The sequence below is a fragment of the Salmonella sp. WC3 genome, assembly GCF_042932255.1.
Taxonomy (GTDB): domain Bacteria; phylum Pseudomonadota; class Gammaproteobacteria; order Enterobacterales; family Enterobacteriaceae; genus Salmonella; species Salmonella enterica.
The window spans coordinates 535,102-552,698 of the sequence record NZ_CP170629.1 but is presented as its reverse complement, the minus strand read 5'-3'; the positions used below and the strand labels follow the sequence as shown (position 1 = coordinate 552,698).

The following is a 17,597-nucleotide window of genomic DNA, read 5'->3' as shown; positions in this document are numbered from 1 at the left end:
CTCAAGGTGTATCTAATCGTTTAGTATTAACTGGTTCTGAAAAGGCTTTGTCCACGCCTTTCATCAAGGGAGATAACAGGTATTCCATAATGCTGTGTTTTCCGGTAATTACACTGGCGTCAACAGTCATACCTGGTTTTAACCACCGTAAATCATCTTCATTAACATCGAATGCAATAATTACTTTATAATAACGCTGAATTGTTCCTCCGGTATTTTCCTCATAGGAATCAGGGCTAATATTATCGATAGTCGCATTATACGATTTTATCTTTGGTTGGATAATTGACTGCACATCCAGTTTAACGGCTTCATCTACATATATTTGGTCACGGTATTTGGGTAATATTTTCACATCGGCCAGCATAGTCCTTACTTTTGGTTTTATTTCAAAAAGTAAGTCCGCCGCCTGAATCACACCACCATGAGTAGTGGCACTTTTATTGATTTTATAAATTACACCGTCAACCGGTGAATAGATATCCTCCTCATTTATCTGCTTCTCTATTACTTTTAATGTAGAGTTAACAACCTCAAGTTCCTGAAGATTTTTAGATATTATTTTAGATAAAGATAGTCGCAATTCATTATTAAGCGCCTCAATATCATTAACAACCAACTCAATATCATCTTTTTTTAAAGTGATGCTACTTTCAATATCATTAATTTCAGACTTAACTTTTATATACGCCTGTTTCTTGTTAAGAAAATTGGTATATGGGCTAATTCCTTTTTTTACCAGTGGGGAAAGAATATTTATTTCTTCGGCAAGCAATGCGAGTTCTTTTTCTTTCGAACTCAGTTTCTCTTGTAATCCGCTAATCTCAGAATCAAGAGAGGTTTTTTTTAACTCTTTAGCTCTTATCTGACTATGCACTAATTCAATATTCGCTTTTACCTCTTTATTGCTTAAAGAACGGGTGCCATCCAGGGTAATCAACCCACTCTCATTTTCTTTATCAAGAATGAAAGATATTTCGTTAACATCTTTATCCAGATACCCTTTTTGAGTTCTATACCTTTGATATTCTTTTTGCAGATCAAGGTTAACGACCTTTGCAAGGAGTTCTCCTTTTTTTACAGTATCACCCTCGGCTACATAAATATCTTGTATCGTCCCTCCTTTAGAAAGAGATATTAACTGAGCATTATCTTTAGTAGTGATAACGCCCTGACCATGAACCACTGAATTAATTTCTATAAAGTAGGTAAGGATAATAATTAAGATCGTCAAAGAAATAATTATCATCATGAGATGATCGCTTTGTCTTCTATTCATTTCATTACATTTAACTCACTTTCAGTATTTCCTTTTAAATAATCCATTAAATGAAAAATCAATGAGAGTTGCTGTAGCTTTAAAATATACAGGCTATATTTGCTGTCGATCATGCTTACATATGCCTGAAATGCTTCATTACGGCTTGAAATTAAATCAAGCAAACTTTTTTGCCCTAACTGAAACTCCTGCTCATATAATTCAGTAAGCTGTAACGCGTTTGTATGTGAACGTTCCGCCACTGAGTAAGTCTCTTTTGCAGCGGCGTATCTTGAAAGTTGTGAATCAATGTTATAACGCGTTTTAATCAAAAAATCGTCAATTTGCAGCTTAGCCTGCGAGTAACTTGCCACCATTTTTCTTTCCTGGGCTGAATTTCTGAACCCATTAAAAATGTTGAAACTAACATTGATACCCGTTTTAAATTCATCTTCATAATCACTTTTTTTGGCACTACCGCTCGGGTTATTCTGTACATAGCTGGAAACAAGATCTACAGTCGGAAAATAGGATGATTTTGCGGCATTAATATCTTCGGTCGCGGCTTTTCGGGTATTGACAAGCATCTTATAGTCATCGTTGTATTTCATCACCATGTCCATAAGTTTTTCAGGGCTTTCGACAAAGATATATTTTTTGAAGAGGTTGAATTTTTCATCGCTTTGAATCTGAACTGGCGATAAATTCAGACCAGTCATATTCTGCATTTTATACATTTCATCATCCAACATCGACTGATACATAATGCTTCTGGTATTTAATGCATCGATAGATACTTGTACTTTACGCATATCAGATTGCATCGCTACACCGGAAGATACCAGCAACGAAAAAGTTTCCAGCATCTTTTTATAAAACTCTTTCTCCAGATTTACGCCATCAATCATTTCACGATATTTACTGATGTTGTAATAGGTTGTCACAACCTCCTGAGACACTATATTCTTTGTTTTTTCATAGTCAGTTTTACTATTATCTCTTTCATATTCAGATTTCCTGATATTAGCCCCCCTCACTCCAAAATCCGTTATTCGGTATGATAAAGACACCTTATTTTCAACGTTCCTCTCGGTACCTGATGACTCTTTCCTGTTATTATTAAGGCCAGATGTTAGATCCAGGGTAGGATAAAGTGCTGCCCGTGAAAGATCTAAGTCACTGTTTTTCTTTTCAGTCTCATAATATGAAACAGCAACAGAGGGCTGATGCGTTAATGCGGCATTAACTAAATCTCTTAGAGGAATGACCGGAAGCTCGCTGGCGTATGTGCTTTGTGTAATAAAAGCAGTCGTCAGAAAAAACATCTTAATCTTCATTTTTTTCCTCCTTGTTTAACAAACGTTGCTTTACTATTTCCTGATGCATAGATGTTATTTTTTCCATTAATGGCATATAGGTATCACGGTAGCTAACCATTTCAGCACTAATCTCTTTAGTATTAGTAATAATCTTTTTATCAGTAGCCGATAGATCGGATAGCGCTAAATGAACATTGTTCATATCCTCATCCATTTCTTTTCTCAGCCCATCGAGAGTATGGGAAATATCGGCACTGCCAGCGGCAATATCGTTTATGGTCTTACCATGTGAAAGAGATTCCTGATAGCATTTATCAACTGATGCCATTATTGAATCATTCTTTTTATCTATAATATTTTGTATTGTACTCATTGCCTCCAGTCGTGCATTATTATCAGCAAGCAGGGTATTACCTTCAGATAAACGAGAGGTAATTGTTATTACACCGTCAACTAATTTTTTGGTATTTTCGTTATTGCTTACCAGATAACCGTCAATCAGCGTAGAAAGTTGTTCCAGTTTTGCTGAGTTATCCAATAGTCGGTTTTGCAAAGTGACAAAGCTATCTGATAGCATCACTCGTTTCTTTTCTTCATCCTGCGTCCGTAAGTTTTCAACTGTCAGGTAGTTATCAAAAAACGCTTTAAACAACTCTTTAAATTCTACAAGCGTCTCTGATTCAACCCGCAGACTTCGTTGTTTATTATTGGATCTGTTGCTTATGATTTTTAATTTTTTGATTTCCGTAGAAACAAGGGAATAGGAGCTGCGAACAAAAACACTTTGTGAGGTCAGGAGTATGGCGCAAACAACACCATAGATAGAAGATACAAATGCGGTATTCATCCCTTTCAATGGTTCAGAAAGCGACGCTACCATTGTCACGATCATATTGAGTGTATTACTTGCATTATCACCGCCAACATCTGATGGCGAGCTCAATAAGTTCCCGATTGAACCAATCGTAATAGACAGACCCGCAAACGTCCCCAACAGGCCAACAAGCGTCGACACATTGCTACAGCTCATAATAAATGACAATCGTTGATTACGGGCGGTAGACACATTGTCATCTAATTCCATCAGCAAATTGAAATCACACTGTTTGGGTTCCCCGGCAAACAAAACCTGATTGAGGTTAGAAAGAATGCTATTTTTTCTACTGGCGTCCTGAGCTATTAATATGTCTTTTGCTGAAATATTTTTAAGAATAGTGAATAATGCACACAAAGAACCTGTAATATAAATGGCAATAATGACTCCATTGTAAATTGCAGAAACCATAAAGTTATCAAAAACATACTCTCTTATACCGGGAAAAGATAAAGCGAAAAAAGGGAGTATGGCAAGGAAAAAACAGACAAACAAATAGCGGTAATGATTTATATATTTCACTCTGACACCTTTTTATTAATAGTCGTGATAATAGCTTTACTCGTTGTACTTGATGCTGCGGAGTTAACACTCATGTCAATAACTACATCAGGATATATCTTCTTAATCTCTTTCATTAAAATAATTCCCCGTTCATATCCCAGTCGTAAAGAGTCAGAGAAAGAGATGTCTGCCTGAGGAATAACCATTTCTATCAATAAATTACTATTAGTTTTGTCTTCTAACCAAGCTTCTATTTTATGAGTATCCTCTTCTGAAAAGCTTCTCAGCCTGCCATGATACGTAATAACAAGCTCATTTTTTGTAGGCGTTATATCAGTTTTCTGACCATCGGCGATATCGTATACTCCAACCTCCTTACCTGACATTGTAGTCATTCCGTCCGACACATCTTGGGTATTCACTTCCTTATTAACTATTTCATTAGCATTTGAATTGTCATTGGCTCCGTTATTTTGAGCAGTAGATTTAGTCTTATTCTCTATATTTGCTTTATAAACTTTAATTGAGTTGTCATACATAATAATCATATTATTAAGTGCAAACACCAACATAAGAAATATAAAAATGCACAATACCGTAGAGAATGTATCAACAAAACTAGGCCACGGATTACTTTCGTCTTCCATGTTGTCTCCTGATATTACATTGTGAATAAAATGTTTTTGTGGATTAGAAAGGATAAAGGATGCTCAACTTATTCAGAAAGTGAACGCTACCGCCCTTGGCTTCCTGCTACCAATACGCTTTATAGATTTCAGTTTTCCTACATCTCGTAATCAGAAAAATAAAAACAACGACGCCATTTTTATGCGCCCACAACAAAGATGAGTGCTTTAATTAAAAACACTCTTCATTTTTTAATTAGGTAGACATCAATTATTGCACTAACTATATCTTCCCCAATAATAGGTATCGCATAAGCTCTCAGCTCATAAATAAAAAATAGTCATCAGCAAATTAAAACCACCCGCCGATAAATAGATTTGTTAGCTAATCATTGAAACTCTAAATCATTTTAAGGACATATTTCTTTTTAATACGCGTTATAACCATACGTATTTAATAAATTTGCCTCCAGAGGATAAAATGAATTTTCACAATTAAAACATAGGGTCATAGGGACTTCAATATAACTTAAATCATTGAAAATATAATAAGTGGGGAGTAAAAAATCAGAATTGCGTAAAAAAACACACAAATAAAACCATTTTTTATATAAAGCCAGCTATAAGTAACAATTTTATCTTCAGCAATTAAAAATAAAGCAAGATACACATATCATATTTGAGCTCATCACAAGCTAAAGCAAACATTTAATTAACTATTGATAATACCGACCATTCTCTACCGTTATTTTATAATATCTTTTTGTTGTCAAAAAATGGCTATAAATTATATATTTTGCAGATGAGATTTCTCTTTCATATTTAAGACAATCCGGGTTATTGCAGTACATTTATGAACTTCGGCTGGATAATGATGTGCCGAGGCGAGTCGGCCAGAGGCGATAAGCGACATTTTTCCGTAAGATATGCGCTTCTCTTTTTTGAAAGGGATACTAAGAGTCTATCCCATTAGGGCTATTTTACTTGCCATTTTGGACCTGGGCAGTGCTCGCCAAAACGCGTTAGCGTTTTGAACGCCGCTTGCGGCGGCCCGAAGGGCGAGCGTAGCGAGTCAAACTTCACGTACTACGTGTACGCTCCGGCTTTTGCGCGCTGTCCGTGTCCAAACTGGCTGCGCCAATAACGCCTGGTGGGATAGGCTCTAAGACAATAATACCAGGTAAGAAAATGCCTGATTTACACCAGGCATTTCAGCAGACGAGAACTATAGCGAAAATGCAAATAACGCTTTGACTTTTTTACCAAAAATCAGAACGGAATGTCGTCGTCAAAATCCATTGGCGGTTCGTTAGACGGCGCTGGCGCGGATTGCTGTGGACGCGACTGCGCGCCGCCGCTGAACTGGTTGCCGCCCTGCGGCTGCTGAGGTTGTTGCGGCTGACCCCAACCACCCTGCTGCTGACCGCCTGCCGGTGCGCCGCCGCCCTGGCGCCCCCCCAGCATCTGCATCACGCCGCCGATCTGCGGAACGTTAATTTCAGTCGTATAGCGTTCCTGGCCACTCTGATCGGTCCACTTGCGGGTACGCAATTGACCTTCGATATACACCTGAGAACCTTTACGCAGATATTCGCCGGCCACTTCCGCCAGTTTGCCGAACATCACCACCCGGTGCCATTCAGTCTGCTCTTTCATTTCGCCGGTCTGCTTATCGCGCCAGGATTCAGAAGTAGCCAGCGTTAAGTTGGCGACAGCGCCGCCACTCGGCATATAGCGTACTTCCGGGTCCTGGCCCAGATTACCAACGAGAATCACCTTGTTTACGCCTCTGCTGGCCATAATTGAGTCTCCTGAATACGTTTCATAAATAGTGTAAACGCGTGAGTGTACCATTTCCACGTAGCATTTTAATAGCTGCGATGCAGGTTCCAGGTCACTCGCGCGAACCTCATATTGTTGCATACTTTAGCTGAAGATGCATTCCAATACTGTATATTCAAACAGGTTAAATTGTGTCATAATTAGCCGTTTCTGCCGTTTGTCCTTCAAACAAACCAGGCATCCGAGTCTCTACCGGGAAAGGTGAATGGATAAGATCGAAGTTCGGGGCGCCCGCACCCATAATCTCAAAAATATTAACCTCGTCATCCCCCGCGACAAACTGATTGTCGTGACCGGGCTTTCGGGTTCAGGCAAATCCTCACTGGCTTTCGACACTCTGTATGCCGAAGGGCAGCGTCGTTACGTTGAATCGCTCTCCGCTTACGCGCGGCAGTTTTTGTCGCTCATGGAAAAACCGGATGTCGACCATATTGAGGGGCTATCGCCCGCGATCTCAATTGAACAGAAATCGACATCTCACAACCCGCGCTCTACGGTGGGTACCATTACCGAGATCCACGACTACCTGCGCCTGCTGTTTGCCCGCGTGGGCGAGCCGCGTTGTCCGGATCATGACGTGCCGCTGGCGGCGCAAACCGTTAGTCAGATGGTCGATAACGTGCTGTCACAGCCGGAAGGCAAACGTCTGATGCTGCTGGCGCCGATTATTAAAGAGCGTAAAGGCGAACACACCAAAACGCTGGAAAATCTGGCAAGCCAGGGTTACATTCGCGCCCGTATTGACGGCGAAGTCTGCGATCTCTCCGATCCGCCGAAGCTGGAGCTGCAAAAGAAACATACCATTGAGGTGGTGATCGATCGCTTCAAAGTTCGCAACGATCTTTCCCAACGCCTAGCGGAGTCGTTCGAAACGGCGCTGGAATTATCCGGCGGCACGGCGGTTGTTGCCGATATGGACGATGAGAAAGCGGAGGAGCTTCTGTTCTCCGCCAATTTTGCCTGCCCGATTTGCGGCTACAGTATGCGCGAGCTGGAACCGCGTCTGTTCTCATTCAACAACCCGGCAGGCGCCTGCCCGACCTGTGACGGGCTCGGCGTTCAGCAATATTTCGATCCGGACCGCGTGATCCAGAATCCCGACCTGTCGCTGGCAGGCGGCGCGATTCGTGGTTGGGATCGTCGCAATTTTTACTACTTTCAAATGCTCAAGTCGCTGGCGGAACACTATAAGTTCGACGTAGATGCGCCGTGGGCAAGCCTCAGCGCCAACGTACATAAAGTCGTGCTGTACGGTTCCGGCAAAGAGAATATTGAATTTAAATATATGAACGATCGCGGCGATACTTCCGTGCGCCGCCATCCGTTCGAAGGCGTGCTGCATAATATGGAGCGCCGTTATAAAGAGACGGAATCCAGCACGGTGCGCGAAGAGCTGGCGAAATTCATCAGTAATCGCCCCTGCGCCAGCTGTGAAGGAACGCGACTGAATCGCGAAGCGCGCCATGTATTTGTGGAAAATACGCCGCTGCCTGCTATTTCCGATATGAGCATTGGCCATGCGATGGATTTTTTCACTAATCTCAAGCTTTCCGGGCAACGGGCGAAAATCGCCGAAAAAGTGCTAAAAGAGATCGGCGATCGCCTCAAGTTTCTGGTGAACGTCGGCCTGAACTATCTCACGCTCTCCCGCTCGGCAGAGACGCTTTCCGGCGGCGAAGCCCAGCGTATTCGTCTGGCGAGCCAGATAGGCGCCGGGTTAGTCGGCGTAATGTATGTGTTGGATGAACCGTCCATCGGTCTGCACCAGCGCGATAACGGACGGCTGCTGGGTACGCTGATTCATCTGCGCAATCTTGGCAATACCGTGATTGTGGTGGAACACGATGAAGACGCCATCCGCGCCGCCGACCATGTGATTGATATTGGCCCCGGCGCGGGCGTTCACGGCGGCGAGGTGGTGGCGGAAGGCCCGCTGGAAGCCATTATGGCGGTACCGGAATCGCTGACCGGCCAGTACATGAGCGGCAAACGCAAAATTGAAGTGCCGAAACAACGCGTGCCGGCAAATCCAGAAAAAGTGCTCAAACTCACCGGCGCGCGCGGCAACAACCTGAAAGATGTGACCCTTACGCTACCGGTAGGGCTGTTTACCTGTATCACCGGCGTCTCGGGTTCCGGTAAATCGACGCTGATTAACGACACGCTGTTCCCCATCGCCCAGCGTCAGTTAAACGGGGCGACTATCGCCGAACCGGCGCCGTATCGGGATATTCAGGGGCTGGAACATTTCGATAAAGTGATCGATATCGACCAGAGCCCGATCGGGCGCACCCCGCGTTCCAACCCGGCGACCTATACGGGCGTCTTTACCCCGGTTCGCGAGCTTTTTGCTGGCGTGCCGGAGTCTCGCTCGCGCGGCTACACGCCAGGGCGATTCAGCTTCAACGTGCGCGGCGGTCGCTGCGAAGCGTGCCAGGGCGATGGCGTCATTAAAGTCGAAATGCACTTTCTGCCGGATATTTACGTGCCGTGCGACCAGTGCAAAGGCAAGCGCTATAACCGGGAAACGCTGGAGATTAAGTACAAAGGCAAGACCATCCACGAAGTACTGGATATGACCATTGAAGAAGCGCGTGAGTTCTTTGATGCGGTTCCGGCGCTGGCGCGTAAGCTGCAGACGCTGATGGACGTGGGGCTGACCTATATCCGTCTTGGTCAGTCGGCGACAACGCTTTCCGGCGGCGAGGCCCAGCGCGTGAAGCTGGCGCGCGAACTGTCGAAGCGCGGCACCGGGCAGACGCTGTATATTCTCGACGAGCCAACCACCGGCCTGCACTTTGCCGATATTCAGCAGTTGCTTGACGTTCTGCATCAGTTGCGCGATCAGGGCAACACCATCGTGGTGATCGAACACAACCTGGACGTCATTAAAACGGCGGACTGGATTGTCGACCTCGGCCCGGAAGGCGGCAGCGGCGGCGGCGAAATTCTCGTCGCCGGTACGCCGGAAACCGTGGCGGAGTGCGAGGCGTCGCATACTGCCCGCTTCCTTAAACCTATGCTCAAATAACCTTCACGCCGCTTTCCGATTCGCCGGGAAGCGGCATCATTTTTCCTCATCCCACCTCATTGTATCCGTGTTGAGCATTTGTGATTTGCGTGCCGCCTCGCTCTGACATGTGATAGCGCAAACGGTCTGTTATGGAAAACACCATGAAGTTGCCCTACGCAATCACACTACTGCTGTGCCTGTTTTTAGCCGCCTGTACGCTGCCTGACCACTTTAGCGCCGTGGCTTTTCAACAACTGACGCTATTACAAACGCGCTCAACCCGCTTCCTGCAGGACGCGGCGCGAATACCGTGGCAAAAAGAGACACTGCTCAAGGATGACCGCGATATCCGCCAGACATTTTTTCAGGCTGAGCGGGTCGCCCGTCAAGGTGGGGATAAACACCGACTCGATAATCTGGCGCTGCTGAAAAATCACTATTTGCGTCTTTATGCGCGGGTTATGCAACGTAAGCAACCACTTACTCACATCCAGGCAGAGAGATACCAACAGCAAAATAATCAGGTCTGGAAATTAGCTATACAGGGTGAGTGTCTGCATTGGGGCGCCCACTGCACTCAAGGAGATGAAAATGGCGTCTATTAACGAAATACATAACCTGATGACCACCGCCCGGGCCGAACACCCTGTAGCGTCCTCGGCGATTGCCGAGTTTATCCAGACGTATAAGCAGGCAAGAGAAGACAGCGACGACGCTATCCGCGAGTCCGCCGCGTTTATCGCCCGCGCGCTTCAGGAACATGCTCGCGGCTGGCTGGACGACGACGATATGATTATTCTGCTGGAAGGACAGCGGGACCTCGCCAGGCTACGCGCCAATAATGCGCAAATCGCCCTCGGCAGCCGTATCCGGTCTACGGTCATCCGCCTCATTGATATCGCCCTGGCGTTGTTGGTCGGCGCGCTATAATCAGGACTGCGGCAACTGCTTGCGTTTATCTTCCGACAGCGCATTTACCGCCTGTTGATAAGAGGCATCGACCAGATAATAGAGTTGTGAATCCGGCAGCGAGCCGTCCAGATAGACCGTGCTCCAGTGCGCTTTATTAAGGTGCCGACTCGGTCGTACATCGCTGTGCTGCTGACGTAACAACTCTGCCAGTTCCGGGCTGGTTTTGAGAGAGGCTGCCGGGCGTCCTTCAACTTCTTTTACCATCGCGAAAAGTACATCTTCCACTTTAATTTGCGTCGCTTTCCAGTCGCTGTGGACGCTCTGCTCTGCGCCAGGTTTTGCCATGCAGTATTGCAGTAATTCCGAAATGGTCATTATCATTCCCCTTGTAGTGTCGCGATGATTTTACGTGGACCGCCGTGAATACGGTGCTCTCCCAACCAGATACCTTGCCATGTTCCTAACTGTAAACGCCCCTGGCGTACAGGCAGCAGCAACGAGACGCCCAATACTGACGACTTAATATGCGAAGGCATGTCATCCGCGCCTTCGTAGTCATGTTCATACGCCGCATTATCGGGAACGGTTTTCAGGAAATGGCGCTCCATATCAGCGCGCACGGTGGGATCGCAGTTTTCGTTTAGCGTCAGCGAGGCCGAGGTATGTAGCAACAACAGATGCAGCAAACCCGTTTCGACAGGCGGTAAGCCAGACAATTTATCGATAATTTCATCTGTTATCAGATGAAACCCGCGCGGCTTCTCGCTCAGTGTAATGGTGCGCTATAGGCTGCTCCTTCCTAAAAACAAACGTCTCCTGAATAGTGTGCAGCAAGTCTGGAAAAGGTAAAAGCCAGCGGGGCAAGTTTGTGCAAAAATCATGCAAAAAAGGAGAGCCTGACGCTCTCCTGATTTTTAGTACTCCGAGTTGACAATGACTTCCTCGCCAAACGCTCCTGCCTGCGGCAGCGGTTTGTAGGTGGAGTTAGCCGCGCGCAGGATGCGAATACCGCGGATACCACAATCACGAGCCGCGGTAATATCGTTATCCGAATCGCCGTAGAAGATACGCATGTTCTTCTCCTGCAGCCACTGTACTTTCGTATTTTGTTCCGGTTTATCGCCGGCGAAAATCACCGGATTCATATTCGCCGCCGGAATATGGAAGTTATCCGCCAGCGTTTTCGACACGGTTTCCGTTTTCGTCTGACTACGACCAGTGACAAAGTAAATACTGTCGCCACGGCGAACATGCATATCAATGAGCTGTCGGGCCACTTCTTTTGGAATACTGAACTCATCCCAGCCGTTGTTCATTTTTTCCCAAAAGGCCGGATTTTTCAGATAATCGTCGCTGTCCGGGGAGTAGGTTTTCTTTCCGCGCCAGAATCCGGGGCTGGAAAATAACACGGTGTCGTCAATATCAAAGCCGACCGCCATCGGCGGGCGTCCGGTGAGGCTGTTTTCAATCTGGGCGACAGAGACCCAATGGACAGGCGCTTGTTCCGCGAGTTTTGCAACATTAGTGCCCGGATTGAGCGTCGAAGGGGAAGATACTAACGCATTCGCGGAATGGTTTAGCGTAAACAACAAACAGACGGCACTCAGCGCCAGGGTTATTTTTTTCATGCTTTTCCCTTAAAATTCAAAATATTATAATTATTAAGATGAGTCTTTGCTCAAAAAACTATCTGACCATAACGCCAGTAACGGTCAAAAGGAAGGATTATCTGCGGTTTTGTTACGAAAAAAGAGGATGATCACAACAGCTATTGTCAGGCCGGAGGGCACTGTTATCGCCGTCAGGCCTGAATATTACATGACAGCGGCAAATGCCTTCGCCACGCGGTGTACATTTGAAGAATTAAGCCCGGCGACACACATGCGGCCACTGGCAATCAGGTAAACGCCAAACTCATCGCGCAACCGCTCGACCTGCTCCTCGCTTAACCCGGTATAGCTGAACATACCGCGCTGCTGTAACAAGTAATCAAAGTTGCGGTCAGGCATCTCCGCCTTCAGCTCCTTCACCAGCGTCTGGCGCATCGATATAATGCGGTTACGCATCGCGTCGACTTCCGCCAGCCAGCCCGCTTTTAACGCCTCATCGCCCAGGACCGTAGCGACCACCTGAGCGCCGAAACACGGCGGACTGGAGTAAATTCGGCGCACCGTCGCTTTTAGCTGTCCCAGAACCCGCGCGGCGATTTCAGCATCTTCACACACCACGGACAGGCCGCCGACGCGCTCGCCGTACAGCGAGAAAATCTTCGAAAAAGAATTACTGACTAACGCAGGTAACCCGGCGCTGGCAATGGCGCGAATAGCGTAAGCATCCTCGTCCATGCCTGCGCCAAACCCCTGATAGGCAATATCAAGGAACGGAATCAGATCGCGCGCTTTCACTATTTCAATCACCGCATCCCATTGCGAAGGCGTTAAATCCGCCCCGGTCGGGTTGTGACAACAGGGGTGCAGCAGCACGATACTGCGCGCAGGTAACGTATTCAGCGTGGCCAGCAGATCGTTAAAACGGATGCCGTTAGTCGCGTCGTCATACCAGGGGTAAGTACTCACTTCGAATCCTGCCCCGGCAAATATCGCAATATGGTTTTCCCAGGTGGGGTCGCTCACCCATACGCCTGCGTCGGGGAAATAACGCTTCAGGAAATCCGCGCCTACTTTCAGCGCGCCGGAGCCGCCTAATGTCTGGATAGTGGCCACGCGCTGTTGCTGAAGAACCGGGTGATCGGCGCCAAAGAGCAAAGGCGCGATAGTATGGCGATAAGTATTGAGTCCTTCCATCGGCAGGTACAGCGAAGCGCCATGCGGCTGCGCGTTAAGCCGGGCTTCGGCCACCGTTTTGAGCTGTGGGATAATCCCGTCTTCGTTGTAATACAGGCCAATGCTCAGATTTACTTTGTCGTGACGGGAGTCGTCTTTAAAACGCTCCATCAGTGAAAGAATCGGATCGCCGGCATAGGCGTCAACTTTTTGAAACACGCGATGGTTCTCCAAGTTTACAGAGGGCAGGAAATAACACAATAAACCGGAAGGACGAGAAGATCGAGAGGATGTTGTGGTGGATGCGCATATTACCGGATAGCGGCGTGAACGTCTTATCCGGCCTACAGCCAATGCGCGATACAAGCCGGATAAGCGCAGGCGCCACCCGGCCCGCCGCGTATTTAATCAATATACTTCATCGCCACCCTTGAGGTCAGGCGCGTGATAAGTTCGTAAGCACTTACTTTTGTCATTTCAGCGATACGTTCAACCGGCAGACCTTCACCCCATAAGACCACCGGATCGCCCGCGTTATCCTGCGCGTTTGGCCCCAAATCTACGCAAATCATATCCATCGCCACCCGCCCGACAATCGGAACTTCACGACCATTGACCAGTACTGGCGTACCGGAAGGCGCCGCTCGTGGGTAGCCATCGCCATAACCCATCGCCACCACGCCCAGGCGCGTGTCGCGCTCACTCACCCATGTCCCGCCGTAGCCCACCGGTTCGCCCGCTTTGTGGTCACGCACCGCGATCAAACTGGAGGTTAAGGACATCACCGGCTGAAAACCAAAATCCGGCCCCCAGGGTTTGTGCTCCAGCGGCGATACGCCATACAAAATGATGCCCGGACGCGCCCAGTCAAAGTGAGACTGCGGCCACAGCAGGATACCGCCAGACGCGGCAATAGAGCGCTGACCGGGTTTACCCTGACAGAAGGCATTAAAAATGTCGAGCTGATGTTCGGTAGCGCCGCATTCCGGCTCATCCGCACGGGCAAAATGGCTGACGATATTCACCGGCTGGCGTACATTTTTACAGTGCGTCAGACGCTGGTAGAACGCCTCCGCCTCTTCGGGACGCACGCCGAGACGATGCATACCGGTATCCAGCTTCATCCAGACCGTTACCGGCTCCGCCAGCTCCACCGCCTCCAGGGCGGCAAGCTGCTCCTGATTATGTACGGCGGAATGCAGACATTGCGCGGAAATGGTCGGCAAATCGGCGGCGTCGAAAAAACCCTCCAGCAGCAGGATAGGCTGCGTGATCCCGCCCGCTCGCAGACGTAGAGCCTCTTCAAGACGCGCCACGCCAAAAGCGTCAGCATCAGGGAGCGTTCGCGCGGTCTCCAGAAGACCGTGTCCATAAGCGTTCGCTTTCACCACCGCAACCAGCTTACTGGCAGGCGCCAGTTCACGCAGACGTTGCAGGTTGTGTCGCAGAGCGCGGCGGTTAATGACGACTGTTGCCGCTTGCATTTGAATTCCTTGTTAAAAGAATGACGGAGAGTTACTCATCATCGTATTGCGGTCCCGCATAGTTATCGAAGCGCGACCACTGACCATTGAACGTCAGACGAACCGTACCGATAGGACCGTTACGTTGCTTACCAATAATAATTTCAGCAATGCCTTTTAAGTCGCTGTTCTCGTGATAAACCTCATCACGGTAGATAAACATAATTAAGTCGGCATCCTGTTCAATAGAGCCGGATTCACGCAGGTCGGAGTTCACCGGACGTTTATCCGCGCGTTGTTCCAGGGAGCGGTTAAGCTGCGATAGCGCCACGACCGGCACCTGTAGTTCCTTCGCCAGCGCTTTCAACGAGCGAGAAATTTCGGCGATTTCCAGAGTACGGTTATCAGAAAGCGACGGCACACGCATCAATTGCAGGTAGTCGATCATAATCAGACTTAACCCGCCATGTTCGCGGAAAATACGCCGCGCGCGCGAACGGACTTCTGTCGGCGTAAGACCTGAGGAGTCGTCAATATACATATTGCGTTTCTCCAGCAGAATGCCCATCGTGCCGGAGATTCGCGCCCAGTCTTCATCATCGAGTTGACCGGTACGAATACGTGTCTGATCGACGCGGGACAGCGAGGCCAGCATACGCATCATGATCTGTTCGCCGGGCATCTCCAGACTAAAGATCAGTACCGGTTTATCCTGCAACATCGCCGCATTTTCGCAGAGGTTCATCGCAAAAGTGGTTTTACCCATGGAGGGGCGCGCCGCGACGATAATCAAATCCGAACGCTGTAACCCTGCCGTCTTTTTATTGAGGTCCTGATAGCCGGTATCCACGCCTGTAACGCCATCGTGCGGTTGCTGGAACAACTGCTCAATACGCGCCACGGTGGCGTCGAGAATCTGGTCGATGCTTTTCGGACCTTCGTCTTTGTTGGCCCGGTTTTCCGCGATCTGGAAGACGCGCGACTCCGCCAGATCCAGCAGTTCGTCGCTATTGCGCCCCTGTGGATCGTAACCGGCATCCGCAATTTCATGCGCCACCGCGATCATATCGCGGACCACGGCGCGTTCGCGCACAATGTCCGCATAAGCACTGATGTTCGCCGCGCTTGGCGTATTTTTAGACAACTCCGCCAGATAGGCGAAGCCGCCGACGCTGTCCAGTTGGCCCTGCCGCTCCAGCGATTCCGCGAGCGTAATCAGGTCGATAGGACTGCCGCTTTCCTGCAAGCGCCCCATCTCCGTAAAGATATGGCGATGCGGGCGGGTATAGAAATCTTCCGCCACCACGCGCTCGGCCACATCGTCCCAGCGCTCGTTATCCAGCATTAAACCGCCCAACACCGACTGTTCCGCTTCAATCGAGTGCGGCGGCACTTTTATCCCGGCAACCTGCGGATCGCGGTCGCGGGCATCAGTCTGTGGTTTGTTGAAGGGTTTATTTCCTGCCATAGTGAATGGAGTTACCGAGATAGTGATTGGGTCGAAAGATTACCACATTTCTTTTGGAGGAAGCATGGCAACGCGTATTGAATTTCACAAGCATTGTGGTCCGGAAGTGCTTCAGACCGTGGAGTTTACGCCAACGGAACCGGCGGAACACGAAATCCAGGTTGAGAACAAAGCCATTGGTATCAACTTCATCGACACCTATATCCGTAGCGGACTCTATCCGCCCCCGTCGTTGCCTGCGGGCCTGGGAACCGAAGCTGCGGGTGTGGTCAGTAAAGTCGGCAACGGCGTGGAGCACATTCGCGTCGGCGATCGCGTCGTCTACGCGCAGTCAACGCTCGGCGCTTACAGTTCTGTCCATAACGTCCCCGCAGATAAAGCCGCGATTTTACCTGACGCCATTTCCTTCGAACAGGCGGCAGCCTCTTTTCTCAAGGGATTGACCGTTTTTTACCTGTTGCGCAAAACCTATGAAGTGAAACCCGACGAACCCTTCCTGTTTCATGCCGCTGCGGGCGGCGTCGGTCTGATCGCCTGCCAATGGGCGAAAGCGCTGGGCGCGAAGCTTATCGGTACCGTCGGTAGCGCGCAAAAAGCGCAGCGGGCGCTGGACGCCGGCGCCTGGCAGGTGATTAATTATCGTGAAGAGAGCATTGTCGAACGGGTAAAAGAGATCACCGGCGGCAAAAAAGTCCGCGTGGTCTATGACTCCGTGGGGAAAGATACCTGGGAGGCCTCACTGGACTGCCTGCAACGTCGGGGACTGATGGTCAGTTTCGGCAATGCGTCCGGCCCCGTCACCGGCGTGAATTTAGGTATTCTGAATCAGAAAGGTTCCCTGTATGCCACGCGACCTTCACTACAGGGGTATATTACGACGCGTGAAGAACTGACCGAAGCCAGCAATGAATTGTTCTCATTGATCGCCAGCGGCGTGATTAAAGTCGATGTGGCTGAAAATCAACGCTATGCGTTAAAAGATGCCCGTCGCGCGCATGAAGTGCTGGAAAGCCGGGCCACACAGGGCTCAAGCCTGCTGATTCCGTAATAGCTCTGCAAAGAAATTGGGCTTCCACCCGGGAAGCCCTTTCTTTTTTTGTTCGGCTGTATGTAGGGTACAGCGCGATGAATTCGTTACCTGCGCAATCATGACAGATTTAATAATCGATTCCTATTTGCTTGTGAGGGCAAAGTTCCAGGTTGTGACGAACCGCTCAATACCTTAGTAAAACCGACGGTTATTGCGCTGATACTGTGGGATTTTTGGCGTTTTTACTGCTTTGATCACCCACACCATAGCCACCGCCAGCAGTAGCCACGGTAACAGCTTGATCATCAGGGCGAACATTCCACCCAGGAACATGACGGCAGTCGCTACAACCAGCGCGGCCAGAATGCCCAGCAAGGAGACGCCCGTCACCATTAACATCAGAAAAAAGCCAAGCACAAAAAGTAGTTCCAGCATAGTCGCTCCCCATAAAGATGGCATTGCCCGGCGGCATGGCGCTTACCGGGTTTGGTCAGGTAAGCTATTA

16 protein-coding genes are annotated in these 17,597 nt (G+C 48.5%); 4 read left to right on the top strand and 12 right to left on the bottom strand.

Annotated elements, in window-relative coordinates; all coding sequences use genetic code 11:
* Nucleotide 1 precedes the first annotated feature (1 nt).
* The 5 genes from siiD to ssb1 all read right to left on the bottom strand — a co-directional run bounded on the left by siiD (nt 2) and on the right by ssb1 (nt 6,381).
* Nucleotides 2-1,279, bottom strand: a complete 1,278-nt coding sequence (gene siiD, locus ACFK9X_RS02650) for an SPI-4 type I secretion system protein SiiD (RefSeq protein ID WP_001081935.1) — start codon at nt 1,277-1,279, stop codon at nt 2-4.
* Nucleotides 1,276-2,595, bottom strand: coding sequence for an SPI-4 type I secretion system protein SiiC (gene siiC, locus ACFK9X_RS02645; protein ID WP_001541306.1), 1,320 nt, complete (start codon nt 2,593-2,595; stop codon nt 1,276-1,278). Before siiC ends, siiD begins: the two co-directional genes overlap by 4 nt.
* The gene (locus ACFK9X_RS02640) at nt 2,585-3,973 is read right to left on the bottom strand and encodes a MotA/TolQ/ExbB proton channel family protein (protein ID WP_151115448.1); all 1,389 of its coding nucleotides are present in this window, start codon (nt 3,971-3,973) and stop codon (nt 2,585-2,587) included. The genes siiC and ACFK9X_RS02640 overlap by 11 nt, the downstream gene beginning before the upstream one ends.
* Complete coding sequence (gene siiA / locus ACFK9X_RS02635) at nt 3,970-4,602, bottom strand: SPI-4 type I secretion system auxiliary protein SiiA (RefSeq protein WP_151115446.1); 633 nt, start codon at nt 4,600-4,602, stop codon at nt 3,970-3,972. The genes ACFK9X_RS02640 and siiA overlap by 4 nt, the downstream gene beginning before the upstream one ends.
* A gap of 1,248 nt (nt 4,603-5,850) precedes the next feature.
* Entirely contained in the window at nt 5,851-6,381 is a 531-nt protein-coding gene (gene ssb1, locus ACFK9X_RS02630; RefSeq protein WP_000168322.1) for a single-stranded DNA-binding protein SSB1, read from the bottom strand.
* 247 nt (nt 6,382-6,628) lie between these two features.
* Here ssb1 and uvrA point away from each other — a divergent pair, with 247 nt between their 5' ends.
* The 3 genes from uvrA (at nt 6,629) to ACFK9X_RS02615 (ending at nt 10,366) form a co-directional block, all read left to right on the top strand.
* Nucleotides 6,629-9,454, top strand: a complete 2,826-nt coding sequence (gene uvrA, locus ACFK9X_RS02625) for an excinuclease ABC subunit UvrA (RefSeq protein WP_151115444.1) — start codon at nt 6,629-6,631, stop codon at nt 9,452-9,454.
* A gap of 131 nt (nt 9,455-9,585) precedes the next feature.
* Nucleotides 9,586-10,041: a hypothetical protein gene (locus tag ACFK9X_RS02620; RefSeq protein ID WP_151115442.1), complete on the top strand. Its 456-nt coding sequence runs from the start codon at nt 9,586-9,588 to the stop codon at nt 10,039-10,041.
* Nucleotides 10,028-10,366, top strand: coding sequence for a hypothetical protein (locus ACFK9X_RS02615; RefSeq protein WP_000146587.1), 339 nt, complete (start codon nt 10,028-10,030; stop codon nt 10,364-10,366). Before ACFK9X_RS02620 ends, ACFK9X_RS02615 begins: the two co-directional genes overlap by 14 nt.
* Here the strand turns inward: ACFK9X_RS02615 and ACFK9X_RS02610 are convergent, their stop codons facing one another.
* From ACFK9X_RS02610 to dnaB, 6 genes are all read right to left on the bottom strand, one after another.
* A complete protein-coding gene (locus tag ACFK9X_RS02610; protein WP_000155666.1) occupies nt 10,367-10,723 on the bottom strand; it encodes an MmcQ/YjbR family DNA-binding protein in 357 nt (118 codons plus the stop codon). It lies immediately after the preceding gene.
* A 2-nt stretch (nt 10,724-10,725) separates the two neighbouring features.
* Nucleotides 10,726-11,124: a secondary thiamine-phosphate synthase enzyme YjbQ gene (locus tag ACFK9X_RS02605; RefSeq protein WP_064507047.1), complete on the bottom strand. Its 399-nt coding sequence runs from the start codon at nt 11,122-11,124 to the stop codon at nt 10,726-10,728.
* A gap of 138 nt (nt 11,125-11,262) precedes the next feature.
* Complete coding sequence (gene aphA, locus ACFK9X_RS02600) at nt 11,263-11,976, bottom strand: acid phosphatase AphA (RefSeq protein WP_000724435.1); 714 nt, start codon at nt 11,974-11,976, stop codon at nt 11,263-11,265.
* 186 nt (nt 11,977-12,162) lie between these two features.
* Nucleotides 12,163-13,350: an aromatic amino acid transaminase gene (gene tyrB, locus ACFK9X_RS02595; protein WP_024158069.1), complete on the bottom strand. Its 1,188-nt coding sequence runs from the start codon at nt 13,348-13,350 to the stop codon at nt 12,163-12,165.
* A gap of 185 nt (nt 13,351-13,535) precedes the next feature.
* Nucleotides 13,536-14,615, bottom strand: coding sequence for an alanine racemase (gene alr, locus ACFK9X_RS02590; protein WP_151115440.1), 1,080 nt, complete (start codon nt 14,613-14,615; stop codon nt 13,536-13,538).
* Nucleotides 14,616-14,646: 31 nt separating this feature from the next.
* A complete protein-coding gene (dnaB, locus tag ACFK9X_RS02585) occupies nt 14,647-16,062 on the bottom strand; it encodes a replicative DNA helicase (RefSeq protein WP_000918353.1) in 1,416 nt (471 codons plus the stop codon).
* A gap of 64 nt (nt 16,063-16,126) precedes the next feature.
* Between dnaB and ACFK9X_RS02580 the strand changes: the two genes are divergently transcribed.
* Nucleotides 16,127-17,110, top strand: a complete 984-nt coding sequence (locus tag ACFK9X_RS02580) for a quinone oxidoreductase (protein WP_151115438.1) — start codon at nt 16,127-16,129, stop codon at nt 17,108-17,110.
* Between the two features lie 174 nt (nt 17,111-17,284).
* Here the strand turns inward: ACFK9X_RS02580 and pspG are convergent, their stop codons facing one another.
* Complete coding sequence (pspG, locus tag ACFK9X_RS02575) at nt 17,285-17,527, bottom strand: envelope stress response protein PspG (protein WP_151115436.1); 243 nt, start codon at nt 17,525-17,527, stop codon at nt 17,285-17,287.
* Between the last annotated feature and the right edge of the window lie 70 nt (nt 17,528-17,597).